The organism is Halomonas sp. MMH1-48, from assembly GCF_022348105.1.
GTDB classification, from domain to species: domain Bacteria; phylum Pseudomonadota; class Gammaproteobacteria; order Pseudomonadales; family Halomonadaceae; genus Vreelandella; species Vreelandella piezotolerans.
In genome coordinates this window covers 46,536-70,893 of sequence record NZ_JAKRFL010000012.1, presented here as the reverse complement: position 1 = coordinate 70,893, position 24,358 = coordinate 46,536, and the positions used below count along the sequence as shown (strand labels likewise).

Genomic DNA, 24,358 nt, shown 5'->3' with positions numbered 1-24,358 from the left:
TGACACATCTTGCGCCTGCCTGTCTGGCAATCGCGATGATAAATCTTGGCTATTGCGCCAGCGGCATGTCCGCGCCGGTCAACCGCGAAAGCCCTCCGCTAAAAAGTAGACTTCCCGCGAGCGCGCTCGTGAGGCGTCCGGTTTGCGGGTCACCACACGGTCAAAACTGCCGTGCAGTTCTTTAAGGTACGCATCAAAACCCTCTCCTTGAAAGACTTTCACCAAAAAGCGGCCTTTTGGAGAGAGCGTTTCTCGAGCCAGCTCCAACGCCAGCTCGACTAAATACATGGCCTGCGGCTGATCGATGGCCGCCATACCACTCATATTGGGGGCCATGTCGGACATAACAAGGTCTACCGGGCGATTTCCCAACCGGTCGAGAATCGCATCGAGCACGCTCTCCTCGGTAAAGTCACCCTGAATGAAATCGACACCTGCCAGCGCATCCATCTCCAGGATATCGGAAGCGATGACCACCCCTTCCGGCCCGACTTTTTCGGCGGCGATCTGGCTCCACCCGCCAGGGGCAGCCCCCAGGTCGATGACCGTCATGCCATTGCGAAACAGCTTATTCTTCTCGTCCAACTCTAGCAGCTTGTAACTCGCCCGTGAGCGATAGCCATCCTGCCAGCTCTGCTTCACATACTGGTCGTCGAAGTGCTCTTTCTTCCAGTTATTGCTGGTTTTGCTCACTGAATGTTTTCGGCTTGGAGGCTTTTGCTGCATGTGGGAATCTGACGCTTGGATAAGGGATGGGCGCGTTCACGCGATTGCTTTCACTTAGCGGCATTTCACCGTAAGATGGAACGTTAAGCGCTAACCGGGATACCGCAAGATACCATGAGCTTGTCACAGGCACAAAAGAAAGCATTTCGCAGCATTGGCCACCATTTGAACCCGGTGGTCACCGTTTCTGAGAACGGCGTCTCCGACAATTTGCTCGCAGAACTCAGCCGCGCGCTCAACGATCACGAGCTGATCAAAGTCAAGCTCGCCCTGCCCGAGCGGGATGATCGCGCCGCGATGATCAACGAGCTGCTGGCTGACAGCAAGGCCGAGCTGGTGCAAACCATCGGCAAGATGGCGCTGCTGTACCGTCGCAACCCCAAGGCCAACCCCAAGCTCTCCAACGTGACCCGCTTCGAGAACCACCACGGGCGGCACTGACGCAGGACCGTTTGGCTGAGCGGACGCTTGGCTGAGCGGATCTGGCGCCCATCATAAAACAGCGCCAGACGAAAAGGCCCGGTGCAGGAAACTGCACCGGGCCTTTTTCATGGCGCTAGCGGAACGTGATCAAAGGTGCTCGACGCTCTCGATTTCGTACTCCACGTCGCCACCGGGGGTTTTCACCACCACCACGTCGCCCTCTTCCTTGCCGATCAGCGCGCGGGCAATGGGCGATGTCACGGAAATGCGCCCAGCCTTGATGTCCGCTTCGTCTTCACCCACGATGCGGTACGTCACGCTGGCGTCGCTATCCAGGTTCAGCAGCGATACGGTTACCCCGAAAATCACCTTACCGGTCTTCGGCAGCTTGGTGACATCGATCACCTGCGCACCAGAAAGCTTGCTTTCGATTTCCTGGATACGGCCTTCGATGAATCCCTGCTGCTCGCGCGCCGCGTGATACTCGGCGTTCTCCTTGAGGTCGCCATGTTCACGCGCTTCGGCGATGGCGGCAATCACCCGAGGGCGCTCTTCGCCCTTCAAGTGATTGAGCTCCTCGCGAAGGCTTTTTTCTCCCGCTACCGTCATCGGGACCTTGTTCATTGACTTGCTCCTGCATGCAGATCCTGAAGGCGCCGCACCGTAATCTCCCTACCGTACTCTAGCGCCATGCAAACGGCATTAGCGCCCGCCAAGGTGGTCGCATAGGGCACCTTGCGCGCGAGAGCAGTACGGCGAATGATCGAAGAGTCGTTGATTGCCTGACGACCTTCGGTAGTGTTCACGATGTAGGCGATTTCGTCGTTCTTCAGCAGATCGACGATATGGGGACGGCCTTCGTAGACTTTATTGACGTGCTCCACGGGCAAACCGGCGGCTTCGATAGCCACTGCCGTACCACGCGTTGCACAAAGCGTGAAGCCTAATGTTAGCAGAGAACGAGCCACTTCGATAATCCCCTGCTTGTCGGGTTCGCGTACCGACAGGAAGGCTTTACGATCGCCCTCCAGCGCCGGAATTGCTTCTCCCGCGCCCAGTTGCGCCTTGAAGAACGCTTCTGCGAAGGTATCGCCCGAGCCCATGACTTCGCCGGTGGACTTCATTTCCGGCGAGAGAATCGGGTCGACGCCCTGGAACTTGTTGAACGGGAAGACCGCTTCTTTGACGCTATAGAAGTGCGGCACGATCTCACGCTCGAAGCCCTGTTCGGCTAGAGTCTTACCGGCCATGCAGCGGGCTGCCACCTGCGCCAGCGAGGTACCGATGCACTTGGACACGAACGGCACGGTACGTGAGGCGCGTGGGTTGACCTCAATCACGTAGATCTCGCCATCCTGCCAGGCCAGCTGCACGTTCATCAGGCCTTTGACGCCCAGCTCGACGGCCATTTTCTTGACCTGATCGCGCATCTCGTCCTGCACGTCGGCTGGCAGCGAGTAGGGCGGCAACGCACAGGCGGAGTCGCCGGAGTGAACGCCCGCTTGCTCGACGTGCTGCATGATACCGCCAATCACGACCTGCTGACCGTCGGAGACCGCATCGATGTCGACTTCCACCGCGGCACTCAGGAAGTGATCTAGCAGTACCGGCGAGTCGTTGGAGACTTTCACTGCGTTGGTCATGTAGTTTTCGAGCTCGGAGGCGTCGTAGACGATCTCCATCGCCCGGCCGCCCAGGACGTAGCTGGGGCGCACGACCAAGGGATAGCCAATTTTTTCGGCTTTGGCGAAGGCATCTTCGAAGCTGCGGGCCGTGGCGTTGGGCGGCTGTTTCAGACCGAGCTTGTCGATCATCACCTGGAAGCGCTCGCGGTCTTCCGCGCGATCGATGGCGTCCGGCGTGGTGCCAATGATCGGCACGCCAGCGGCTTCTAGTTCGCGGGCAAGCTTCAGCGGCGTTTGACCACCGAACTGGACGATGACGCCCACCGGCTTCTCTTTATCGGCAATTTCCAGCACGTCTTCCAGCGTGACCGGCTCGAAGTAGAGACGATCCGAGGTGTCGTAGTCGGTGGAGACGGTTTCCGGGTTGCAGTTGACCATGATGGTTTCGTAGCCGTCGTCGCGCATGGCGAAGGCGGCGTGAACGCAGCAGTAGTCGAACTCGATACCCTGGCCGATACGGTTCGGGCCACCGCCCAGCACCATGATTTTCTGGCGATCCGAGACGTCTGCTTCGCACTCCTCCTCGTAGGTGGAGTACATGTAGGCTGTGTCCGAGGCAAATTCGGCCGCGCAGGTATCCACGCGCTTGTAGACCGGGCGGATGTTGGCGGCTTGACGCGTCTTGCGGAACTCTTTTTCGGACACGCCCAATAGCTTCGCTAAACGCGCATCCGAGAAGCCCTTGCGCTTGAGCTGGAACAACTCGCGGGCGGAGAGATCCGCCAGCGCACGCTTGGAAACCGCCGCTTCGGTCAGAATCAGGTCTTCGAGCTGGACCAGGAACCAACGGTCGATGTTGGTCAGCGCGAACACGTCGTCCACGCTCATGCCCGCGCGCATGGCGTCGGCGACGAAGAAGATGCGCTCGGCACCCGCTGCCTGTAGCTCGCCCTTGATTTGGGCCATCGCGTCATCGGTAAACTCGGTAATGATCGGGTCGAGGCCGTCGTTACCGGTTTCCATGCCGCGCAGCGCTTTTTGCAGCGACTCTTGGAACGTACGGCCAATCGCCATCACCTCGCCCACCGACTTCATCTGGGTGGTCAGGCGGTCGTTCGCCTGGGGGAACTTCTCGAAGGTGAAGCGCGGGATTTTGGTCACGACATAGTCGATGGACGGCTCGAAGGACGCCGGAGTTTGGCCGCCGGTAATGTCGTTTTGCAGCTCGTCCAGGGTGTAACCCACCGCCAGCTTCGCGGCGATCTTGGCAATCGGGAAACCAGTGGCTTTGGAGGCCAGCGCCGACGAGCGAGAGACACGGGGATTCATCTCGATCACCACCATGCGGCCGGTCTTCGGGTCCATACCGAACTGCACGTTCGAGCCGCCGGTTTCTACGCCAATCTCGCGCAGCACCGCGAGGCTGGCGTCGCGCATGATCTGGTACTCTTTATCGGTCAGCGTCTGGGCCGGAGCTACGGTGATGGAGTCGCCGGTGTGCACGCCCATGGGGTCGAAGTTTTCGATCGCGCAGACGATGATGCAGTTATCGTTCTTATCGCGCACCACCTCCATTTCGTACTCTTTCCAACCCAGCAGCGACTCGTCGATGAGCAGCTCGTGGTTGTTGGACAGCTCGAAACCGCGGGTACAGATCTCTTCGAACTCTTCCTTGTTGTACGCCACGCCGCCGCCGGAGCCGCCCATGGTGTAAGAAGGACGAATGATCGTCGGAAAGCCCAGCTCCGCCTGAATCTCCCACGCCTCGTCCATGGTGTGAGCCACTTTGGCCTTGGGGCACTCCAGGCCGATGTTCTTCATCGCCTTGTCGAACAGGTCGCGGTCTTCGGCCTTGTTGATGGCATCGGCATTGGCACCGATCATCTCGACGCCGTACTTGGCCAGCACGCCGTGCTTGTCCAGGTCGAGCGCGCAGTTCAGCGCCGTCTGGCCACCCATGGTGGGCAGAATCACGTCTGGACGCTCGGCTTCGATGATCTTCTCGACCGCCTGCCAGGTGATCGGCTCGATGTAGGTGGCATCGGCCATGGCGGGATCGGTCATGATGGTGGCCGGGTTGGAGTTGACCAGAATGACCCGGTAACCCTCCTCGCGCAGCGCTTTACAGGCCTGGGCGCCGGAGTAGTCGAATTCGCAGGCCTGACCGATGACGATCGGACCAGCGCCAATGATGAGAATGCTATTGATATCGGTACGCTTAGGCATAACGGTTCCCGCAAAAAGTGGTGACGATGAGCATCAAAACGGCGTAACTAGGCACTGAGAGGCAGCGCGGCGAACCTAGCGGCGCGCCTGCATCATGGCGATAAAGCGATCGAACAGCGGCGCTACGTCGCGCGGACCTGGGCTCGCTTCCGGGTGGCCCTGGAAGCTAAACGCCGGACGATCGGTACGCTCGATGCCCTGCAGAGTGCCGTCGAACAGCGAGCGGTGCGTGGCGCGTACGTTGCTGGGTAGCGTTGCTTCATCGGCCGCGAAGCCGTGGTTCTGACTGGTGATCATCACCGTGCCGGTATCCAGGTCTTGTACCGGATGGTTGGCCCCGTGGTGACCGTGACCCATCTTGACGGTTTTGGCACCGGAGGCCAGCGCCAGCAGCTGGTGGCCCAAGCAAATGCCGAACACCGGCGTGTCGGTTTCCAGCACTTCCTGGATCGCTTTGATGGCGTAATCACAGGGCTCGGGGTCGCCGGGGCCGTTGGCCAGGAACACGCCGTCCGGGTTCATCGCCAGCACCTCTGCCGCCGGCGTTTGCGCCGGCACCACGGTCAAGCGGCAGCCCCGCGCCGCCAGCATGCGCAGGATGTTGAACTTCACGCCGTAATCGAACGCCACCACGTGGTAGGGGCGCTCGCCCTGGCTCGCATCCGCGTAGCCTTCGCCCAAGGCCCACTCGCCTTCCGACCACTCGTAAGCCTCTTTGCAGGAGACTTCCTTGGCCAAATCCATGCCCTTCAAGCCCGGAAATGCCTTCGCCGCGGCCAGCGCCCGCTCGACGGCATCGTCACCCTTTGCCTCGGCACCTGCCAGAATCGCGCCGTTTTGAGCCCCTTTGTCACGCAAAATACGCGTCAGGCGGCGGGTGTCGATATCGGCAATGCCCAGTACGTTTTGGCTTTTCAGGTAATCAGAGAGGGTTTGTTCGGAACGAAAGCTGCTGGCCAACAGGGGAAGATCGCGAATCACCAGGCCTGCTGCCGCAATGGAAGCGGATTCCACATCTTCGCTGTTGATGCCGGTATTGCCGATGTGGGGATAGGTCAGGGTAACGATTTGGCGGGTATAAGAGGGGTCGGTGAGGATTTCCTGGTAGCCGGTCATGGCTGTATTGAACACCACCTCACCGCTTGTGATTCCCTCCGCGCCAATGGCCGTGCCATGAAACACACTGCCATCTTCCAGGGCCAATATCGCGGGTTTGCTCAATGCGGGGTTATTCAAAACACGTTCTCCCATGCTGGTGGGAGCCTGTGGGCGCAGGCTCGGCGATCCGGTTGTCGGCGTTTGCGTGCAAACGTCGGGTCGTAAAAAAGCGGGACGAAGCCGACAATAAAAACATCGGTTTCATCCCGCTTGTTGTTCTCATCCATGCCACCGTAACGGTCGTGCCATGGCGCAGCAGTTCGCTGACTTTTTTCTCACACCTAACGGCCAGTGCAACAAGCGTGGTGCACTTTCCACTGACATTCTTTCCACTAACACTGACTGCCACAGGCATTCGCTGCAGGCGTTTTTTCAGCGCCTCGACAGCCACTCGGCCAAAATTTTTGGAATGTTACAGGATTTACCGACCGCAGGCTAGCCCTTTATTTTCAGCGTGGCGTTACGTTCGTTTTGCCGATCAGTGAAGCGCCAAGACATCCTGCATGTCGTAGCGGCCGTGAGGCTGGCTGGCGACCCAACGTGCGGCGCGCACGGCGCCTTTGGCAAAGGTCATCCGGCTTGAGGCCTTGTGGGTGATTTCGATCCGCTCGCCTTCGGTGGCGAACATCACGGTATGCTCTCCGACGATATCGCCTGCACGTACGGTCGCAAAGCCGATCTCTTTATCGGTACGCGGGCCGCACTGCCCTACCCGCTCGAACACGCCGTGCTCTTTTAAGGTGCGGCCGAGACTGTCGGCAACCACTTCCCCCATTTTGATGGCCGTTCCGGACGGCGCATCGACCTTGTGGCGGTGGTGAGACTCGATCACTTCGATATCGTACCCTTCATCGCCCAGGGCTTTCGCCGCCGTTTCCAGCAACTTTAGCGTCAGGTTCACGCCCACGCTCATATTGGGGGCGAACACCATGGCGACTTTATCGCGGTAGCTATCCAGCTCGGCCAGTTCGTCGTCGTTCATGCCGGTGGTGCCGATCACGATGCGCTTACCGTGCTTGGCGCAGAACGCCAGATTCGCCAACGTCACTTTCGGTGCGGTGAAGTCGATCAGCACGTCGAAGTCATCGACGATGGCGCTGAGCGAATCGACCGCCACCACGCCCCGCTTGCCTACGCCCGCCAGCTCGCCGATATCGGCACCGGCCAGGGAGCTGCCCGGCTCCACGATACCGCCCGCCAGGGAGGCATCGGCTTCTTGCTCGACGGCGTTGACTAACGTGCGGCCCATGCGGCCAGCGACGCCTACAATGGCAATTCGGGTCATGGAAACTCCTACGGATACGCTGTTGCAGCGGACTAGAAACGAAAAAGGTGGCCGCGATTATAGCAGACCACCCCGGCCGATGCGGCGCTAACGCCGACACCCAGCGATCACTTCAATTTTCCCAGACGATCTCTAGCGGTTCGTCTTTCGCCATTCGTACCAAATGGCTTTCGACCACGCCTTCGAGCTGGTCTAAGTGCTCCTCTTCGAGGGTTTCGATAGAGACCAGTAGTCGCTCTGGCTCCGCGTGCATCAGACAGGTACCGCTGGCGAACACGATTTTGGCGTCCTGCTCGGTATGCTCGACCTCCAACTTATGCGCCCAGTGTTTGCATAAGCGGTTGATCAAGCGCGCACCAGAGGGGGTGGCAATCTCAGCTCGGGATAACGGCATGGGTTCACTCCATCTTCATAGTAGTAAGTACCCACTAGCGTAATCCTCGCTGTGAAAAGAGCCAAGCAACGAATGAGAATTCCTTGCAACGGCCTGTTGCCATCATGCTAATGCTTGGCACTTACCTCGACACCTTTTCTGCTTTAAGGGATAATGCCGGATATGAGAATAGCAATTAACATCAACATCTATGTTTGATTAAACACTCATCGTTAGCGTAGACGCTAAAGAACTCAGGTACTCAATACCACTATGCTGTTACGCCTATCTCTTCCTTTTGTAGGTGCGCTGACGTCTTTCGTTTGCGCGTCGGCCATCGCGGCCCCCATTACGGTTACCGATATTGCTGGCCGACAGATCACTCTAGACGCCCCTGCCGAACGCGTCATCCTAGGTGAAGGCAGACAAATCTACCTGCTCGGCATGCTCGAACCCGATGCACCACTGGCCCACGTGGTGGGCTGGCGAGAAGACTTTTCACAAGCAGACCCTGACAACTACCAACGCTACTTAGAGCGCTTCCCCGAAATGGCGTCGATTCCCACCTTTGGGGGCTTCAAAGATGGTACCTTCGATGTCGAACAAGCAGCATCACTGAATCCCGACCTGATCCTGATGAACATCGAGGCAAAAGCAGCCACCGAGGATGCCGCCTACGATGACAAGCTCGCGGAACTGGATATTCCCATCGTGTACGTGGACTTCCGCGAAGACCCCATCGAGAACACCATTCCATCGATGCGCCTGATCGGCCAGCTGATGAACGACGAGGCCGCTGCCGAGGAGTTCATCACCTTTGCTGAAGCGCAGCTCGCCCGGGTAACGGATGTCATCGAGCAAGCCGACCCCGAACGGCCACGCGTCTTCGTCGACCGTGCAGGCGGCTATTCGGATGAGTGCTGCATGAGCTTCGGCCCTGCCAACTTTGGCGAATACGTGACGTTGGCAGGCGGCATCAATATTGCCGATGGCATCATCCCCGCCAGCTTTGGCAACCTCAACCCCGAGCAAATCATCGCCGCCAACCCGCAGCACGTGGTGGTCACGGGCGGCAGTTGGGATGCCTACGTGCCTGGCGGAGACTGGGTCGGTGTCGGTCCCGGAGCCGACCAGGCGCAGGCCCGGGAAAAACTGCAAGCGCTAACGACCCGCACCGCCATGACCGGCATCGAGGCCGTCGAGACGGGGAATGTGCACGCGATTTGGCACCAGTTCTATAACAGCCCCTACTACTTCGTTGCCGTACAGCAGCTGGCCAAGTGGTTCCATCCCGAGCTGTTTGAAGATTTAGACCCCGAAGCTACCTTGGAAGAGCTTCACGACCGGTTTCTGCCGATCGACTATCAGCCCGGCTACTGGATAACGCTTCATGATGAGTAATGCCAACGTTGCCCACCCAACCGCCGGACGCACGTTCTATCGCGCACAAGTGTGGCGTCGGCAGCTAATTCTGGTGGGCCTGACCCTCGCGCTACTGCTCAGTCTCTGCGTGGATTTAGCGCTCGGCCCCGCCCGCTTCAGCTTGGCAGAGGTGGTGGCTGCGCTGGTGACACCGGATGTCGTCAGCCAGCAGGCGCGGGTCATTTTGTGGGATATTCGTATGCCGGTCGCGCTCATGGCCATCGTCGTGGGGGCTAGCCTCTCGGTGGCGGGCGCGCAGATGCAGACCATCCTCAGCAACCCGCTCGCCAGCCCGTTCACGCTGGGGATATCCGCGGGCGCCAGCTTCGGTGCTGCCCTTGGCTTGGCCTTTGGTGTGGCCATCATCCCCACCGCCATCGAATACGTAGTGCCCATCAACGCGTTTCTGATGGCCATGTTCACCGCGTTTTTGATTCACGCGCTGAGCCTCAAGCGCGGCGTCACCGTGGAAACCATCGTGCTACTCGGCATCGCGATGGTGTTCATCTTCAACTCGCTGATGGCGCTGATTCAGTTCTTTGCCAGCCAAGAGGCCGTGGCGGCCGTCGTGTTCTGGACGATGGGCAGCCTTACCAAAGCCACTTGGCCAAAGTTTTGGATCGCACTCGGCGTGCTCGCCCTGGTAATGCCGCTTTTGGCACGCCACGGTTGGGCGCTCACCGCCATGCGCCTGGGGGATGCCAAAGCGGAGAGCATGGGCGTCAACCCTCGCGCGCTGCGCCTAGAGGTATTGGTGCTGGTGTCGCTGCTGGCCGCCATCGCCGTTGCCTTCGTCGGTACGATTGGCTTCATTGGCCTGGTGGGTCCGCACATTGCCCGTATGCTGCTGGGCGAAGATCAGCGCTTCTTCCTGCCCGGCTCGGCGCTGTGCGGTGCACTGATTCTCTCGGTGGGGTCGGTGCTGTCCAAGATCATCATTCCCGGCACCATCATTCCCATCGGCATCATCACGTCGCTCGTGGGCATTCCCTTCTTCCTTTTCCTCGTGCTCAATCACAAGAAGGCCGCATGGTAACGCTACAGCTCAAGAACGTGTGCGCCCGCTATGGGCGCAAAACCATCGTTCACGACATCACCACGCCCTGCTTTCAAGGCGGGCAAGTCGTGGCGCTGCTTGGCCCCAACGCGGCAGGCAAATCGACGCTGTTTCGTCGTATTCTAGGGTTGCTGAAAGGCGGGGGCGACGTGCTCATTTCGAATACCACCGCCGAGCGGCCCGTGGCCTACATGCCCCAGGACACCGGTGCCAAAGCCGTCTTATCGGTGTATGAGTCCGTGCTGCTGGCCCGCATGCAAGGGCGTAGCCTGACGGTACAAGCCGACGACCTTGCCCAAGTGGACAAAGCGCTTGCCGAGCTGAACATTAGCGCGCTGGCCGAGCGTGACATCGGCGATTTGAGCGGCGGCCAGCGCCAGCTAGTGAGCGCCGCCCAGGCGCTGGTGCAGGAGCCTGACATCCTCATGCTGGACGAGCCCACGTCCGCGCTCGATCTCAACCGGCAAATTAGCCTGTTGAGCGTACTGAGACGCCTAGCCGACGAGCGGCAAATGCTGATCCTGGTCGCCCTACACGACATTGGCCACGCCCTGCGCTTTACCGATCACGCCATGGTGCTGGAACAGGGTCGACTGATCGCCTGCGGCGCCACGGAGGACGTCATCACCCCGGAGCTACTGCGCGGCGTTTACCGCGTGAACGCTCGCATCGAGCCCTGTTCGAAGGGGCGGCCTCAGCTTATTGTCGAAGAGGCCATTTAAGGCGCTTACCCTCCAGCGCCGCCAATACGACACCGGCCAGCATCAAAGGCAGCGCCAAGAAGAAGTGGTACGAGGCCGGAATATCGAATAACCACCAATCTGCCAACACCGGCCAGAGCAAGGCGAGGTATTCGAACGGCGCTAACCGCGACGCCTCGGCATAGCGAAATGCCAGCGTCATCGCGATATGCGCCGCCCCGCCCAACAGCCCCGCCAGCACGAGCAGGCTCAACACCTCTGGGCGTAACGCTGACCAGCCTAGCGGCAGCGTCGCCAGCCCCGCCAGGGCCGACACCAAAATGAAGTAGAACGCGATGGCGCCCGGCGTTTCCGTGCGCGAAATGCGCCGCACGGTGAGTAACGCCCCCGCCGTCAGCACCGCGCTCAGCACCGCCAATAGATAGCCCACCAGCTGGCCCGATTGGGAAGCACCGCCCACGTTCGGCAACACCAGCACGGCCATCCCCCCAATCGCCAGCCCCATGGCCAGCGCACGCACCCACGTAAAGCGCTCGCCCAACAGCAAGACACCGCCTAGTGCCATAAAAATAGGCGTCAACTGCGCCAGCAGCGTGGTCTCGGCCACCGGCAGCACCGCCACGGCGGCAAACGAGGCAAACATCGCCGCCGCGCCCAATCCTGAACGCAAGGCATGCCCCAACGGTCGCCGGGTCGCCAATCCCTGAGGGAACTCCCGGCGTAGGGCCAGAAACACCACGATCGGCAGCAGTGCAAACAGCGAACGGAAAAACACCGACTGCCCCACCGGCACTTCATCGCTCACGGCTTTGATACACACCAGCATGCCCGTAAACAGCATACCCGACAGCACGCGCAGCCAAATCCCTACGTAGGGGCGATCAACAGCATCCAAAGGCATTAGGTGACTTCCTTCATTCGTTAGCGTCCAGAGGTTAATAAGCGGATGCTGTTATTGTGACGTAAGTCGCCTTGGCTTGTCTCACTCAAGCCCCACGTAGCATCGTCTGCCAGACCCACAGACCTTGGCGCGGCGGATGGGTCTTCAATGGCATATACATATAAAAAAGCCCCAGCACCGGGGTGCTGGGGCTGTTACTTCAGAGCGCTCTGGGCTCTTACGGCTTCATCTCTTCAAAGAACTTCTTCACGCTGTCGAAGAAACCGGTCTTCTTCGGTGAGTGGCTGTGGCTGTTGCTGCCATCGAAGCTCTCTTGCAGCTGGCGAAGCAGGTCTTTCTGCTCGTCGTTGAGGTTGACGGGCGTTTCCAGCACCACTTTGCACAGCAGGTCGCCGGGGGCGCCGCCGCGAACGGGCTTCACGCCTTTGCCGCGCAGGCGGAAGAGTTTGCCGGTTTGGGTTTCCGGCGGAATCTTCAGCTTCACGCGACCATCTAGCGTGGGCACTTCCAACTCGCCACCGAGGGCTGCATCGACGAAATTGATCGGCACGTCGCACTGCAGGTGCTTACCGTCACGCTTGAAGATGTGGTGCGGCTTGATGGAAACCTGAACGTACAGATCGCCCGCCGGGCCACCGTTCACGCCGCTCTCGCCTTCGCCGTTGAGACGAATACGGTCGCCGGTATCCACACCCGGCGGAATCTTCACCGAGAGGGTGCGGGTTTCACGCACGCGGCCTTCTCCGTTACATTTGTGGCACGGCACTTTGATGTGCTGGCCACTGCCGTGACAGGTCGGGCAGGTTTGCTGAACTGCAAAGAAGCCCTGCTGCATGCGTACTTGGCCGTGACCATGGCAGGTCGGGCAGGTCTCTTTGGTGGAGCCCGGCTCGGCGCCGCCACCGTCGCAGCGGTCACACTCAATATGACGCGGGACGCGAATATCCACCGTGGTGCCTGCCACCGCACTCTCTAGATCCAGCTCTAGGTTGTAGCGCAGGTCGGAACCCCGTGCAGGTGCGTTGGGCCCACGACGACGACCACCGCCGCCACCGAAGATATCGCCAAACACATCGCCGAAGATATCGCTGAAATCGCCAGCGCCGCCGCCACCGAAGCCACCGCCGCCAAAGCCGCCGCCCTGGCCATCCACACCGGCATGGCCGAACTGGTCGTAGGCCGCGCGCTTCTCGCCATCGCTCAGAACTTCGTAAGCTTCCGACACTTCGCGGAATTTTTCCGCTGCGGAGGTATCGTCCGGGTTTCGATCAGGGTGGAATTTTTGCGCCAGACGGCGATAGGCCTTTTTGATCTCTTTCTGATCGGCCCCTTTTTCGACACCCAGGACTTCGTAATAATCGCGTTTGGACATGGGTCCTACGCCTCCTGGTTAGCTACGCACTATAGGCGTCTCGGCCGCGGAAACAGCAACGCGGGAGTTGCCTCCCGCGTCACCGCTTTCCTTGGCAGAAAGAGGTGGGTTACTGCTTCTTCTTGTCGTCGTTGACTTCTTCGTACTCGGCGTCAACCACGTCATCGTCCTGCTTGGTGTTGGCTTCTTCAGCACCTTCACCACCCGCCTGGGCCGCTTCTGCCTGTTCGGCGTACATCTTTTGCGCCAGCTGGCCGGAGACTTCGGTCAGCGCATCCAGTTTCTTCTGGATGTCGTCCTGGTCATCGGTTTTCACCGCTTCTTCCAGTTCGGCGATAGCGTTTTCGATGGCCTGTTTCTCGTCATCGGTGGCCTTATCGCCCGCTTCTTGAACGGTCTTACGGGTGGCGTGAATCATGCCGTCCGCTTGGTTACGCAGCTGTACCAGCGCTTCGAACTTCTTGTCTTCGTCCGCGTGAGCTTCAGCGTCGCGTACCATTTGCTCGATCTCATCATCGGAGAGACCACTAGACGCCTTGATGACGATGGACTGCTCTTTGCCGGTCGCCTTGTCTTTGGCAGACACGTTCAGAATACCGTTGGCATCGAGATCGAACGCCACTTCGATCTGCGGCACACCGCGCGGTGCCGGCGGAATGTCGGCGAGGTCGAAGCGACCCAACGACTTGTTCTGCGACACTTGCTTACGCTCACCCTGAACGACGTGAATGGTCACGGCGGTCTGGTTGTCATCCGCGGTCGAGAAGGTTTGCGTCTTCTTGGTCGGGATGGTGGTGTTCTTGTCGATCAGCGGCGTCATCACGCCACCCAGGGTTTCGATACCCAGGGTCAGCGGGGTCACGTCGAGCAGCAGTACGTCTTTGACGTCGCCACCCAGGACACCGCCCTGAATCGCAGCACCCACGGCCACTGCTTCGTCCGGGTTCACGTCTTTACGCGCTTCTTTACCGAAGAAGTCTGCCGCTTTCTTCTGAACCATCGGCATACGGGTCTGACCGCCGACCAGGATCACTTCGTCGATTTCAGACGCGGACAAGCCTGCATCTTTCAGCGCCATCTTGCACGGCTCGAGCGAACGCTGAACCAGGTCTTCGACCAGCGACTCCAGCTTGGCACGGGTCACCTTCACGTTGAGGTGTTTCGGGCCAGTGTTGTCGGCGGTGATGTACGGCAGATTCACGTCGGTCTGCTGCGCGCTGGAAAGCTCGATTTTGGCTTTCTCGGCGGCTTCTTTCAGACGCTGCATGGCCAGATTGTCACCAGACAAATCGATACCGCTGTCCGACTTGAACTGATCGACCAGATAGTTGATCAGCGCGAGGTCGAAATCTTCACCACCCAGGAAGGTGTCACCGTTGGTTGCCAATACTTCGAACTGCGTTTCGCCATCCACGTCGGCGACTTCGATGATGGAAATATCGAAGGTACCACCACCCAAGTCGTAGACTGCGATGGTTTTGTCGCCACGGGCTTTGTCCATGCCGTAGGCCAGAGCAGCAGCGGTCGGCTCGTTGATGATGCGCTTCACGTCCAGACCGGCAATGCGGCCTGCATCTTTAGTAGCCTGACGCTGGCTGTCGTTGAAGTAGGCCGGTACGGTGATGACCGCTTCGGTGACCGCTTCGCCGAGATAGTCTTCGGCGGTTTTCTTCATCTTCTTCAGCACTTCCGCGCTCACCTGCGGCGGTGCCATTTTTTTGCCTTTTACTTCTACCCACGCGTCACCGTTGTCGGCTTCGGCGATTTTGTAGGGCACCATCTTGATGTCTTTTTGAACGACATCGTCTTTGAAGCGACGGCCGATCAGACGCTTGATGGCGTAAAGAGTGTTTTCCGGGTTGGTCACGGCCTGGCGCTTGGCGGCTTGGCCTACCAGGGTTTCGCCGTCGTCGGTGTAGGCAATGATGGAAGGCGTGGTACGACCGCCTTCGGCGTTTTCAATGACTTTAGCGCTGTCACCATCGAGCACGGCCACACAAGAGTTAGTGGTGCCCAGGTCGATACCAATAATGCGTCCCATAGCAAAAACCTCGAATTCGGTTGAAACAAAACTGATGTTTTACGCCGCTGTTACTTACTTGGCGTCTGCGGGCTTTCCCGCGGGTTGCCCTTTATTTGGGGGCCGCTTGCCGCATTTCAAGGGCTTTTTTTGCGGCAATGCGTCAACGCGGCTTAATTCGCTTTTTGGCTGACCACGACCATGGCAGGACGCACGAGGCGGCCGTTCAACAGATAGCCTTTCTGCATCACATCCATCACGGTGTTGGGGTCGAGCTCTGGGTTCGGCACCATCGCCATGGCTTCATGCACCTGTGGATCGAAGGGCTCGCCCTGAGGCTCGATGCTTTCGACGCCAAACTTGTTAAGCACGTCGAGCTGCATCTTGAGGGTCATGGAGACACCTTCGCGATGCGCCTCGGACGCATCGTCCTGCATGCTTTCCAGCGCTTTTTCCAAGCTATCCACCACGGGCAGCAGCTCTTTGACGAACTTCTCCAGGGCAAACTTGCGCGCCTTTTCGGCTTCTTGCTCCGCCCGGCGGCGAACGTTCTGAGCTTCGGCAGCAGCCCGCAGCGCTTGATCTTTGGCTTCCGCCAGGCTCTGCTCGAGCTCTTCTACCTGAGCGGCCAGCACGTCGGCTTCGGGGCTGCCAGCGCTATCTTCCGGCGGTGCATCGTCATCGATCAGCCCTTCCAGTTCGCCTTCCACCAACCGCTCTTCGGCAGATTGGTCGGTGACCTCTGCTTCCTGCTCTTGGCGTGCCAGCTCATCTTCCAACGGGGTTTGCGGTTCTTTTGCCATGCCTTGCTCCTGAAATAAGTAACGGTGCCGATGGCGGCAACCTGAGGTAAGTAGCGGGTGTTGACCACGTATGCAGCCTATATGGGGGCCATCAAAGCCATCTCAAGAGGGGCATTGAAGTGAGTTATCGACTACTGTATAAAACAACAATTATTGGATAAGTATCCAGCTTCTGTGCCGCACCGCCTCAGGAGGCCTTATGCTTACGCAGCTAGCGATCCAAGACTATGCGATCGTTGATCGTCTCGAACTCGACCTCACCCGTGGCATGACCGCCATTACGGGGGAAACCGGGGCGGGTAAATCCATTCTGCTGGGTGCCCTGGGGCTCTGCCTGGGCGAGCGCGCCGATGCGGGTAGCGTGCGCCACGGCTGCGAGCGAACCGACCTCTCCGCCCGTTTCGATATCCAGCACCTGCCCGCAGCAGCCGAGTGGCTCGACGCCCGCGAGCTGCCTGCCGATGAGTGTCTCTTGCGTCGCGTGGTTACTGCCAACGGCCGCTCCAAGGCGTGGATCAATGGCCACCCAGCGACCATTGCCGATTTGAAATCTCTGGGTGAACAGCTGATTCAGATTCATGGCCAGCATGCCCACCAAGCCTTGATGCGGGAAGAGACGCACTTGGCGCTACTGGATGACTACGCCGGGCTTCGCGAACGCAGCCAGCAGCTCGCCGAGACGTTCCGCGAGTGGCGCAGTGCCCGCCGTCGGCTGAAAAAACTCAGTGAAGAGGGCAGCGAAGTCGAGGCCAAACGTCAACTGCTGCGCTATCAAGTCGAGGAGCTGGACCAGCTAGGCCTTGCCGAAGGCGAGCTGCAAACCTTGGAAGAGGAGCAGCACACCCTGGCCCACGCCGAAGAGACCCTACGTGAAACCCAGTTTGCCGCCGACTGCTGCGAAAGCGATGAAGGGGGCGCGCTGTCGCTTCTCAACCAAGCCTACGCCCACTTGAGCGCGCTGCCCGGCAGCGACAAAGGCACGCTGGCCAATACGCTCACCATGTTGAGCGATGCCCGAATTCAAGTCGAAGAAGCCGCTAGCGAGCTGCACCGATTGGCCAGCACCACCGAACTGGACCCAGAGCGACTGGCGTGGGTCGAGGAGCGCATGGGCGACGTACACCGCATTGCCCGTAAGCACCACGTCGCTCCCGAAGAGATTTGCGCGCTGCATGCCCAACTCAAACAAGAGGTGGCGCAGCTCGAAGCCAGCGACGACGACCTAGAAGCCCTCAGCAGTCAAGTGGCCGAGTACCGCGAGCGTTACCGCAGCGAGGCCAAGCAGCTCACCGAAGCACGTCAGAAGGCCGCCGTGCGTCTGGGCAAAGAGGTGCAGCAGCAGTTGGCCTTCTTGGCCATGGGCAAAGCACGTTTCGACGTGGATGTCACCCCGCGCGAAACGCCTTCCCCCGAGGGCTTGGACCATGTGCAATTCCTGATCAGCGCCAACCCGGGCCAACCCGCCCGGCCGCTCACCAAAGTCGCTTCCGGCGGCGAGCTGTCGCGCATCAGCCTGGCCATTCAGGTGGTGGCGGCGTCGCATTCGACGATTCCGAGCTTGGTCTTCGATGAAGTGGACGTGGGTATTTCTGGGGCAACGGCGGAAATCGTCGGCCAACTGCTACGTAAACTAGGCGAAAACGGCCAGGTGATGACCGTGACCCACCTGCCTCAAGTGGCCGCCCAGGCGCACCAGCACCTGCACATCGAAAAGCGCGCCGAGCGAGACACCACACTCACCCACATGGCGCTGCTGGACGAACGCGGCCGGATCAGCGAGCTGGCGCGTATGCTGGGCGGCGTGACGCTGTCCGACCAAACCCTGGCCCATGCGCGGGAAATGCTCCACGCCAGCCAGCGCCCGCCGCACTGAACCTGACGGTTTTCTCTTCAACGACTCACCGAATACAAAACGCCCCCAGAGCGCCAGTGAAACATCACGTGCACTCTGGGGGCATTTATTTCACGGCGCGAGACTTAGCAAACCCGCGCCTGATGAGCCACTATTTGCGATTCGTTGGGCCGCTATCTTGGCGTGTTACGTCAGACCCACGAGGGCGAACGTACAGCACCAACGCATGGTCCACGAGTTCGTAGCCGTGCTCTTCGGCGATCTCTTGCTGGCGACGCTCGATGATGTCATCGACGAATTCGATGATCTCACCGCTTTCCAGACACACCATATGGTCATGGTGGTCCTCTTGGGTCATCTCGAAAACCGCGTGACCACCGTCGAAATTGTGACGAATCACAAGGCCCGCCGACTCGAATTGAGTTAATACGCGGTAGACGGTCGCCAAGCCAACATCCTCGCCCGCATCGATCAGTGTTTTATACACTTCTTCTGCGCTAAGGTGGTGTTGGCCCGAAGCATTTTCGAGAATCTGCAGGATCTTGACGCGCGGCAGGGTCACTTTTAGCCCGGCTTTGCGTAGTTCATGGTTCTGATCGGCCATGGTTGCTCTTCGCAGTAACAGGTTAGGTCGGGTATCATCGACCGAAACCACGATAGTGAAGAACAGGCTCAAATGCAAAAATTGACTCGTATCATTACCCTTTCCGTTGCCCTGACCGTCGTTAGTGGCTGCAGCTACGTTGGCGTTTACAAGCGCGACATTCCTCAGGGCAACCTGGTTACTCAAGAGATGGTCAGCCAGCTTCAACCAGGCATGACCCAAGAGCAGGTGACCTATGTCATGGGACGTCCGCTGCTGGAAGCGCCCTTCAATTCTCGCGAGTGGGACTACGTGTATCGCATCGATAAAGCGTACGAAGGCGTGGAACAGCGCCGCGTGACGCTGACGTTCGATAATGCAGGCCGCTTGATGAACATCGAACGAGACGGTGATTTTTCGCGCGACCTGCCGATCAGCACCGACCGGGGTATGGGCCCCGCCGTTGAAGGCGCTGACCCGTTGGATGCGCTGCCCATCCAACGCACGCCTACACCGGAGACGGCCCCCGAACCGCAGCCGATCATTACCGGCGAGTGAGGCAGGACTACTGTCCTTTGGCCTGACGTTTGGCCCGCTCTAATCGGGCCGCTTTTGGATCGATCTGCAGTGGGCGGTAGACCTCGACACGATCGCCCTCGCGTAACGCCTCTTTCTCTGGGTGGCGAATCGCCTTACCAAAAATACCCAGCGGCGCCTGTGTAAAGGTATCGCTGGGCACTTCTTGGAACAGGCTAGGCAAATCGGCCAATGACACTGCTTGCCGTGCGGTGGTCCCTTCCGGCACCGTCAGCGCGACGATACGCTGCTTGTGCGGCAACGCGAAGGCAACTTCAACGTTTAGCTGTTTAACGGCCATACATCTCGTCAGCACGCTTGGTGAACGCGTCGACCAACTGCCCGGCAATTTGTTGGAACAGCTTGCCAAAAGCCATACTGAGTAGCTTGTTGGCAAATACGAACTCCATCTCCAGACTCACCTTGCAGGCGTCCGCACCCATGGGCGTGAATAACCAGCGTCCTTTTAGCTGCTTGAACGGCCCTTTCACCAGCGACAGCTCGATCCGCTCGGGCGCATACAAGTCATTACGCGTGGTAATGGTTTGTTCCACGCCTGCGCGTCCTAGCGTCATTTCGCCAATCAGGTGATCGGCGTCGTGCTCGAGCAAACGCGCTCGACGGCACCCCGGCAGGAACTCGGGGTAGCGTTCGAAGTCATTGACCAAATCGAACATTTGCTGGGGGGTGTGCCGCACCAAGGCGGTACGATTGACGGTTGGCATTGACCTCTCCGCTGACTTCACAGTGCCCAGAGCGTATCATGGGAAACATTTTTTCAGACCTTGAATGGTATCACGCCTCCCCACATAACGAAGGGGTGCTACTGACAGATCAACGATGAGGTTCCATGGCCACGAAAAAAGGTAACAGCAAGGGCCCCGGCAGCAGTGTCATCGCCCAGAACAAGAAGGCACGGTTTGAGTACCATATCGACGAAACCTTCGAAGCGGGCTTGGCGCTGGCAGGCTGGGAAGTCAAAAGCCTGCGCGCGGGTAAAGCGCAGCTCACCGACACTTACATTTTGATTCGCAACGGCGAAGCCTTCCTGCTGGGAAGTCATATCATGCCGCTGAACACGGCCAGCACTCATGAAATCGCCGACCCCACTCGCACGCGCAAACTACTGCTGCACCGTAAAGAGATTGCCAAGATTTTCTCGGTCACACAGGACAAAGGCCACACCTGCGTGCCGCTCAAGCTCTACTGGAAGCGTAACAAGGTGAAGTGCGAGCTAGCGCTGGTGACCGGTAAGAAAATCCACGACAAGCGAGCTACCGAGAAAGACCGCGACTGGAACCGCCAAAAAGGTCGGATTATGCGGGAACATAACAAGGCATAACTGGTCAATTCGTTGTGAGCACGTTAGACTACGGCTCTGACTTAGGGGGCGACATGGTTTCGACGCCGGTGACAAACCCTGCGGTGCATGCCGAGAGCGTGATGTATCTCGTAAATACCACATCACGAAAAATAGTCGCAAACGACGAAAACTACGCTCAAGGCGCGCTGGCAGCTTAAACCCTGCTAGCTTCTTGTCTGGCCCCAAGGTGATGTGCCTATTCATCACTGCGGGGATATGAGCTAAAGCTGATAGGACCGCGGTTGGCGGTGTCTTCTCGTCAACCGTTAAACTTTAGAAGGCTCGCGTGGCTGAATCCTGACCGTCGGAGTCAGTCGCGCTAAAGCAAATGACGGAATCTAAGCATGTAGAGCCAATGGGCGCGTGCTGGCGGACGCGGGTTCAATTCCCGCCGCCTCCACCAGACACCCCACAAAAAAAGCACCTTTGGGTGCTTTTTTTGTGGCTCATCGTCAAGTGACGACGAACACTTAGCATGCGCTGGCTTACACCAGCAGCCAGTCGATCAGCTGGTGGTACAGTGGGATGCCGATCATGACGTTCAGCGGGAACGTCACCCCCAGGGATGCCAGCATCGCTAGGCCGATGTTGGCTTCCGGTATGGCCGCGCGCATGGCCGCAGGCGCGGCAATGTAGGAGGCACTGGCCGCGAGCGCTGCGAGAATCACCACCGAGCCCAGGGGCAGGCCCACCAGCGCGCCGACCAGTATCCCCAGCAGCGATAGGCAAAGCGGTGTCACGAGAGCGAAGGTGACGAGCCGCCAATGATGCCAAGGCATGGGGCGCAGCGTTTGCGCGGCGGTCAACCCCATTTCTAGTAGGAAGAGCGCCAGCACGCCTTTGAACGCCCCGGTAAAGAGCGCGGTGACTTCCGCCCCTTGAACCGGCCCGTACAGCGCGCCAATGGCCACGCCACCGGCGAGGAGAATCACCCCCCGGTTGGTCAGCGTTTCATGCCACAGCTTGCTCGTGCTCTCTTTGACCGCCGCGCCCTGATGACGCCGAAACAGCGCGATGGCGATCATGATGGCCGGTAGCTCCATCGCCACCAAGTAGAGCGTGACTTCACTGCCCACCGCTAGCTGGCGCGCTTCGACGTAGGCAAGCGCCACGGCAAAGGTCCCCGCACTGACCGAGCCGTAGTGAGCGGCGATACTGGCACTATCGGCGGCGGAGAGGCGCACGAAACGGCGCAACAGAGGCATCAGCATCAAAGGAATCAGCGCAGAGAGCAGCGCGACGCCCAGCAGCTCGGGCACTAGCCCCCAGTGCAAATTGCCGTATAGCGCCATCCCGCCTTTCAAGCCAATCGTCAGCATCAACAACAGGCTTAGCGTATCGTAAGTGGCCTTGGGCACTTGCAGGTCCGATTTCACCGCCCCCGCCAGCAGTCCCAGTAAGAAAAACATCACCACGATATCTGGCATTTTTCATGCTCCGTCATAGGTAAAAGAGTCAGCTCACTGAGCTTCGGGCGAGGCGCGCTCTGGCGACTGTACCGCGCGCATCATACGCTGCTCACGCATAATTCCCACCCTCGCATGGTTTGCTCGGCGCTCACTGCGGTGTCACTCCCCGTCACGCACTATGCTATCGAGTTGATTGGCAACCGCCTACCGTGCCTGCTGCGTTTAATTCTTTTATGATGCGTTGCCCACGGGGGCTTGCAGGCCTAACGAACTGAGCTAATGTCATAAGCCTAAGCTTGGCAAACGACCAAGCGTATCAAAAGGAAGATGACACATGCTGTATGGGTTGAGCTTACTGGCCGGTATCGTGCTGCTGTTCGGTGGAGGGGAAGCATTGATACGCGGCGCCGTCGCCGGTGCCAAGCGTATGGGGGTATCGCCGTTGCTGACGGGGCTGGTGGTCGTGGGGTTCGGCACTTCGGCCCCGGAACTGGTGGTCTCGATCGATGCCGCGATACGCGAGCAGCCCGATATCGCCGTGGGCAATATCGTCGGCAGCAATATCGGCAATATTTTACTGATTTTAGGGCTATGTGCCGCCATTTGCCCCATGACGGTTCAACCTCTGGCGCTAAGGCGAGATGGCGTCGTGGTCGTCGGCGCCAGCGTGCTATTCATCGTACTTGCCTGGAGCGGTGAACTGGCCCGCTGGGAGGCTGCACTGCTGTTGCTGGCCCTCGCCGCCTATTTGGTATGGGCTTACCGCACCGAGCGACAACAGCCGCTGCCCGAAGGCGAGATGCACGCCGCCGAAGCGGAGGAAGTCACGGCCATTCCTACGTCGACCGTCATGATCAGCGTCGCGCTGGTCGTGGGCCTTGGCATGTTGATTGGCGGTTCGCAGCTACTGCTCTATGGTGCGATTGGTCTCGCCCAGGCCATGGGCATTTCCGAGGCGGTCATCGGCTTGACCATCGTTGCGGTCGGCACGTCGCTGCCGGAGATGGCCGTCTCGGTGATTGCGGCCCTCCGCCGTCATGCCGATGTCGCCGTCGGGAATATCCTGGGCAGCAATATCTTCAACGTCCTGGGGATATTGGGGATCTCTGCCTGTTTGCAGCCACTGCCCATTGCCGAGCGAGTCAGCCAGTTCGATCAATGGGTCATGCTCGGCTCGGCCGCTCTTCTCCTGCTGTTTCTTTATACCGGCATGCGCCTGTCACGCTGGGAAGGCGCAGCGCTGCTGGGCGGCTATGCAGCCTATATTGCGCTGAGCTTTACGATTTTTTAACGCACATGGGCAGGCAGCTCCATACCCGCTTCTTCGTAGTAGCGTCGCGCGCCTGGGTGAAGCGGGGTCGTCAGGTGGGTGAGCAGATCCGGTGTGACGCTTCCCCACCAAGCGGACTGCTCTGCAAGCCAAGGCTGCTGCTCCCAGAAGAGCTTCGTGAGGCGGTAGGCCGTCTCTACATCCATCTGCTCGGTGGTGTAGGCAACTACCGGCATCGACGTCGTGTGCGTGGGCTGAGCGATGCCGGGGTAGGTGCCGCCGGGAATCACCTGAGGCACGGCGCCCGTCTGAGCGATTTGTTCAGCGGTAAAGCTCACCAGGGTAATGGGCACGAGCGAGGCCGTTTCGATGACATTCGGCGTGGGGTAGGAGCTGGCCGTGACGAACGCATCGATTCGGCCTTCCCGAAGCGCTTCAGGGCCATTGGTGATCGACGCATCCGCTAGGCGCACGCTGTCTTCCAAACCGAACAACCGGAAGTAGCGTGCGGCTTCACCTGCGCTGAAGGTGCCCCGCCCGATCAGCACGTGTTTGCCGCTCAGCGCATCGATCGAGGTCGTACCGTCATCGCCTGCCATCACGAAATGCATGGTCAACGATGGCACGGGAAACAGCCCGCGAATGGCACCGAACCGTTCGCTATCATGACTGGCAAAGACACCTTCGCCCGCCTGTGCTTGAGCGACGAGCGCAGGGGGCGCGGTAAACACATAGCGCTCCTGCCGATTCATCACTTCTTGAATGTTTTGTACCGAGCCCTGGCTCTCTTCATTGGTCAGCAAGAGCGTCTCGTCGCTTCCCTGTCGAATGGCCTGGGCAAGCTCGCTCCCCATTTGATGGTAGGCCGTCCCTGCGAGCGCCGACTTGTAAGTCATCCGTGTTTGCGCCTGGGCCACGAGCCCCAGGCTCGCCATCGTCAGCGCGAGCGCCAGTACACTACCAAAGCGAAAAAAAGAGCATATACGGGCACGCATTCAACGTCCTTTGCAATCATGGCCTTCTTGGCCTGATGGATCGACTCGTCACCCTTCGCGTGACACACAACAACGTTAGCATAGCGGCATATTCTCCCTTGCGTTAGTCGCCCTTAGCGCTAGATGGCGCTCGCCCAAATGGGCGTCTTTTGTGCGCTGTGCATCGGCTGTCATCAACTTGACATCAACGGTGGGATTACCCAGGCTAAATCACTTTT

23 protein-coding genes and 1 other RNA gene are annotated in these 24,358 nt (G+C 59.3%); 9 read left to right on the top strand and 15 right to left on the bottom strand.

The features are described 5' to 3' along the window. Positions 1-78: 78 nt before the first annotated feature. Positions 79-726, bottom strand: coding sequence for a 23S rRNA (uridine(2552)-2'-O)-methyltransferase RlmE (gene rlmE / locus MHM37_RS11925; RefSeq protein WP_239296759.1), 648 nt, complete (start codon positions 724-726; stop codon positions 79-81). A gap of 114 nt (positions 727-840) precedes the next feature. Between rlmE and yhbY the strand changes: the two genes are divergently transcribed. Next, positions 841-1,167 (top strand): ribosome assembly RNA-binding protein YhbY, encoded by a 327-nt coding sequence (gene yhbY / locus MHM37_RS11920; protein WP_239296760.1) that lies wholly within the window; start codon positions 841-843, stop codon positions 1,165-1,167. A 129-nt stretch (positions 1,168-1,296) separates the two neighbouring features. Here the strand turns inward: yhbY and greA are convergent, their stop codons facing one another. The 5 genes from greA to MHM37_RS11895 form a co-directional block, all read right to left on the bottom strand. Continuing rightward, a complete protein-coding gene (greA, locus tag MHM37_RS11915) occupies positions 1,297-1,773 on the bottom strand; it encodes a transcription elongation factor GreA (protein ID WP_139527965.1) in 477 nt (158 codons plus the stop codon). Further along, complete coding sequence (gene carB, locus MHM37_RS11910; RefSeq protein ID WP_239296761.1) at positions 1,770-5,000, bottom strand: carbamoyl-phosphate synthase large subunit; 3,231 nt, start codon at positions 4,998-5,000, stop codon at positions 1,770-1,772. The genes greA and carB overlap by 4 nt, the downstream gene beginning before the upstream one ends. Positions 5,001-5,075: 75 nt before the next feature. After that, positions 5,076-6,221, bottom strand: a complete 1,146-nt coding sequence (gene carA / locus MHM37_RS11905; protein ID WP_239296796.1) for a glutamine-hydrolyzing carbamoyl-phosphate synthase small subunit — start codon at positions 6,219-6,221, stop codon at positions 5,076-5,078. A 415-nt stretch (positions 6,222-6,636) separates the two neighbouring features. Beyond that, the gene (dapB, locus tag MHM37_RS11900) at positions 6,637-7,443 is read right to left on the bottom strand and encodes a 4-hydroxy-tetrahydrodipicolinate reductase (RefSeq protein ID WP_219862518.1); all 807 of its coding nucleotides are present in this window, start codon (positions 7,441-7,443) and stop codon (positions 6,637-6,639) included. 112 nt (positions 7,444-7,555) lie between these two features. Next, entirely contained in the window at positions 7,556-7,837 is a 282-nt protein-coding gene (locus MHM37_RS11895) for a DUF2218 domain-containing protein (protein WP_219862516.1), read from the bottom strand. Positions 7,838-8,089: 252 nt separating this feature from the next. On the opposite strand from MHM37_RS11895, the gene MHM37_RS11890 reads away from it, so the two are divergent. The 3 genes from MHM37_RS11890 to MHM37_RS11880 are packed head-to-tail and all read left to right on the top strand — an operon-like array spanning position 8,090 to position 11,017. Beyond that, on the top strand, positions 8,090-9,217 hold the full coding sequence (locus MHM37_RS11890; protein ID WP_219862514.1) for an ABC transporter substrate-binding protein: 1,128 nt from the start codon (positions 8,090-8,092) through the stop codon (positions 9,215-9,217). Further along, positions 9,207-10,274, top strand: coding sequence for an iron ABC transporter permease (locus MHM37_RS11885; protein WP_139527959.1), 1,068 nt, complete (start codon positions 9,207-9,209; stop codon positions 10,272-10,274). Before MHM37_RS11890 ends, MHM37_RS11885 begins: the two co-directional genes overlap by 11 nt. Beyond that, positions 10,268-11,017 (top strand): ABC transporter ATP-binding protein, encoded by a 750-nt coding sequence (locus MHM37_RS11880; RefSeq protein WP_239296762.1) that lies wholly within the window; start codon positions 10,268-10,270, stop codon positions 11,015-11,017. Before MHM37_RS11885 ends, MHM37_RS11880 begins: the two co-directional genes overlap by 7 nt. Here the strand turns inward: MHM37_RS11880 and MHM37_RS11875 are convergent. The 4 genes from MHM37_RS11875 to grpE all read right to left on the bottom strand — a co-directional run bounded on the left by MHM37_RS11875 (position 10,995) and on the right by grpE (position 16,092). Then, positions 10,995-11,897 (bottom strand): DMT family transporter, encoded by a 903-nt coding sequence (locus tag MHM37_RS11875; protein ID WP_239296763.1) that lies wholly within the window; start codon positions 11,895-11,897, stop codon positions 10,995-10,997. The two genes, MHM37_RS11880 and MHM37_RS11875, sit on opposite strands and share 23 nt — an antisense overlap. A gap of 217 nt (positions 11,898-12,114) precedes the next feature. Then, positions 12,115-13,269, bottom strand: a complete 1,155-nt coding sequence (dnaJ, locus tag MHM37_RS11870) for a molecular chaperone DnaJ (RefSeq protein WP_139527956.1) — start codon at positions 13,267-13,269, stop codon at positions 12,115-12,117. 109 nt (positions 13,270-13,378) lie between these two features. Further along, positions 13,379-15,310 (bottom strand): molecular chaperone DnaK, encoded by a 1,932-nt coding sequence (dnaK, locus tag MHM37_RS11865; protein WP_139527955.1) that lies wholly within the window; start codon positions 15,308-15,310, stop codon positions 13,379-13,381. Between the two features lie 152 nt (positions 15,311-15,462). Continuing rightward, the gene (gene grpE / locus MHM37_RS11860) at positions 15,463-16,092 is read right to left on the bottom strand and encodes a nucleotide exchange factor GrpE (RefSeq protein ID WP_239296765.1); all 630 of its coding nucleotides are present in this window, start codon (positions 16,090-16,092) and stop codon (positions 15,463-15,465) included. Between the two features lie 199 nt (positions 16,093-16,291). Here grpE and recN point away from each other — a divergent pair, with 199 nt between their 5' ends. Then, positions 16,292-17,965 carry a DNA repair protein RecN gene (gene recN / locus MHM37_RS11855; protein WP_239296767.1) on the top strand — a complete coding sequence of 558 codons (1,674 nt, stop codon included), beginning with the start codon at positions 16,292-16,294 and terminating at the stop codon, positions 17,963-17,965. Positions 17,966-18,095: 130 nt separating this feature from the next. Here the strand turns inward: recN and fur are convergent, their stop codons facing one another. Further along, positions 18,096-18,548 (bottom strand): ferric iron uptake transcriptional regulator, encoded by a 453-nt coding sequence (gene fur, locus MHM37_RS11850; protein WP_016915905.1) that lies wholly within the window; start codon positions 18,546-18,548, stop codon positions 18,096-18,098. Between the two features lie 72 nt (positions 18,549-18,620). On the opposite strand from fur, the gene bamE reads away from it, so the two are divergent. After that, positions 18,621-19,085 (top strand): outer membrane protein assembly factor BamE, encoded by a 465-nt coding sequence (gene bamE, locus MHM37_RS11845; RefSeq protein WP_139527952.1) that lies wholly within the window; start codon positions 18,621-18,623, stop codon positions 19,083-19,085. A 7-nt stretch (positions 19,086-19,092) separates the two neighbouring features. On the opposite strand, the gene MHM37_RS11840 is transcribed toward bamE, so the two are convergent. Next, complete coding sequence (locus tag MHM37_RS11840) at positions 19,093-19,404, bottom strand: RnfH family protein (protein WP_139527951.1); 312 nt, start codon at positions 19,402-19,404, stop codon at positions 19,093-19,095. After that, entirely contained in the window at positions 19,394-19,828 is a 435-nt protein-coding gene (locus MHM37_RS11835; protein ID WP_139527950.1) for a type II toxin-antitoxin system RatA family toxin, read from the bottom strand. Before MHM37_RS11835 ends, MHM37_RS11840 begins: the two co-directional genes overlap by 11 nt. Before the next feature lie 125 nt (positions 19,829-19,953). On the opposite strand from MHM37_RS11835, the gene smpB reads away from it, so the two are divergent. Continuing rightward, positions 19,954-20,445 carry an SsrA-binding protein SmpB gene (smpB, locus tag MHM37_RS11830; protein WP_062360527.1) on the top strand — a complete coding sequence of 164 codons (492 nt, stop codon included), beginning with the start codon at positions 19,954-19,956 and terminating at the stop codon, positions 20,443-20,445. 44 nt (positions 20,446-20,489) lie between these two features. Further along, positions 20,490-20,869: a transfer-messenger RNA gene (gene ssrA, locus MHM37_RS11825) on the top strand. A gap of 82 nt (positions 20,870-20,951) precedes the next feature. Here ssrA and MHM37_RS11820 read toward each other — a convergent pair. Beyond that, positions 20,952-21,893 (bottom strand): sodium-dependent bicarbonate transport family permease, encoded by a 942-nt coding sequence (locus MHM37_RS11820; protein WP_153843168.1) that lies wholly within the window; start codon positions 21,891-21,893, stop codon positions 20,952-20,954. 316 nt (positions 21,894-22,209) lie between these two features. Between MHM37_RS11820 and MHM37_RS11815 the strand changes: the two genes are divergently transcribed. After that, complete coding sequence (locus MHM37_RS11815; protein ID WP_139527947.1) at positions 22,210-23,166, top strand: calcium/sodium antiporter; 957 nt, start codon at positions 22,210-22,212, stop codon at positions 23,164-23,166. Here MHM37_RS11815 and MHM37_RS11810 read toward each other — a convergent pair. Next, positions 23,163-24,140: a TAXI family TRAP transporter solute-binding subunit gene (locus tag MHM37_RS11810; RefSeq protein ID WP_239296769.1), complete on the bottom strand. Its 978-nt coding sequence runs from the start codon at positions 24,138-24,140 to the stop codon at positions 23,163-23,165. The genes MHM37_RS11815 and MHM37_RS11810 overlap by 4 nt on opposite strands. Positions 24,141-24,358: the final 218 nt, after the last annotated feature.

What these genes read in the sequence shown, in the direction of transcription:
- MHM37_RS11880 (WP_239296762.1), top strand. Translation starts at nt 10,268, where the DNA reads ATGGTAACGCTACAGCTCAAGAACGTGTGCGCCCGCTATGGGCGCAAA.
- MHM37_RS11835 (WP_139527950.1), bottom strand. Translation starts at nt 19,828, where the DNA reads ATGCCAACCGTCAATCGTACCGCCTTGGTGCGGCACACCCCCCAGCAA.
- carB (WP_239296761.1), bottom strand. Translation starts at nt 5,000, where the DNA reads ATGCCTAAGCGTACCGATATCAATAGCATTCTCATCATTGGCGCTGGT.
- bamE (WP_139527952.1), top strand. Translation starts at nt 18,621, where the DNA reads ATGCAAAAATTGACTCGTATCATTACCCTTTCCGTTGCCCTGACCGTC.
- MHM37_RS11885 (WP_139527959.1), top strand. Translation starts at nt 9,207, where the DNA reads ATGATGAGTAATGCCAACGTTGCCCACCCAACCGCCGGACGCACGTTC.
- dnaK (WP_139527955.1), bottom strand. Translation starts at nt 15,310, where the DNA reads ATGGGACGCATTATTGGTATCGACCTGGGCACCACTAACTCTTGTGTG.
- rlmE (WP_239296759.1), bottom strand. Translation starts at nt 726, where the DNA reads ATGCAGCAAAAGCCTCCAAGCCGAAAACATTCAGTGAGCAAAACCAGC.
- smpB (WP_062360527.1), top strand. Translation starts at nt 19,954, where the DNA reads ATGGCCACGAAAAAAGGTAACAGCAAGGGCCCCGGCAGCAGTGTCATC.
- fur (WP_016915905.1), bottom strand. Translation starts at nt 18,548, where the DNA reads ATGGCCGATCAGAACCATGAACTACGCAAAGCCGGGCTAAAAGTGACC.
- MHM37_RS11895 (WP_219862516.1), bottom strand. Translation starts at nt 7,837, where the DNA reads ATGCCGTTATCCCGAGCTGAGATTGCCACCCCCTCTGGTGCGCGCTTG.
- MHM37_RS11810 (WP_239296769.1), bottom strand. Translation starts at nt 24,140, where the DNA reads ATGCGTGCCCGTATATGCTCTTTTTTTCGCTTTGGTAGTGTACTGGCG.
- dapB (WP_219862518.1), bottom strand. Translation starts at nt 7,443, where the DNA reads ATGACCCGAATTGCCATTGTAGGCGTCGCTGGCCGCATGGGCCGCACG.
- recN (WP_239296767.1), top strand. Translation starts at nt 16,292, where the DNA reads ATGCTTACGCAGCTAGCGATCCAAGACTATGCGATCGTTGATCGTCTC.
- MHM37_RS11815 (WP_139527947.1), top strand. Translation starts at nt 22,210, where the DNA reads ATGCTGTATGGGTTGAGCTTACTGGCCGGTATCGTGCTGCTGTTCGGT.
- grpE (WP_239296765.1), bottom strand. Translation starts at nt 16,092, where the DNA reads ATGGCAAAAGAACCGCAAACCCCGTTGGAAGATGAGCTGGCACGCCAA.
- MHM37_RS11820 (WP_153843168.1), bottom strand. Translation starts at nt 21,893, where the DNA reads ATGCCAGATATCGTGGTGATGTTTTTCTTACTGGGACTGCTGGCGGGG.
- greA (WP_139527965.1), bottom strand. Translation starts at nt 1,773, where the DNA reads ATGAACAAGGTCCCGATGACGGTAGCGGGAGAAAAAAGCCTTCGCGAG.
- dnaJ (WP_139527956.1), bottom strand. Translation starts at nt 13,269, where the DNA reads ATGTCCAAACGCGATTATTACGAAGTCCTGGGTGTCGAAAAAGGGGCC.
- yhbY (WP_239296760.1), top strand. Translation starts at nt 841, where the DNA reads ATGAGCTTGTCACAGGCACAAAAGAAAGCATTTCGCAGCATTGGCCAC.
- MHM37_RS11890 (WP_219862514.1), top strand. Translation starts at nt 8,090, where the DNA reads ATGCTGTTACGCCTATCTCTTCCTTTTGTAGGTGCGCTGACGTCTTTC.
- MHM37_RS11840 (WP_139527951.1), bottom strand. Translation starts at nt 19,404, where the DNA reads ATGGCCGTTAAACAGCTAAACGTTGAAGTTGCCTTCGCGTTGCCGCAC.
- MHM37_RS11875 (WP_239296763.1), bottom strand. Translation starts at nt 11,897, where the DNA reads ATGCCTTTGGATGCTGTTGATCGCCCCTACGTAGGGATTTGGCTGCGC.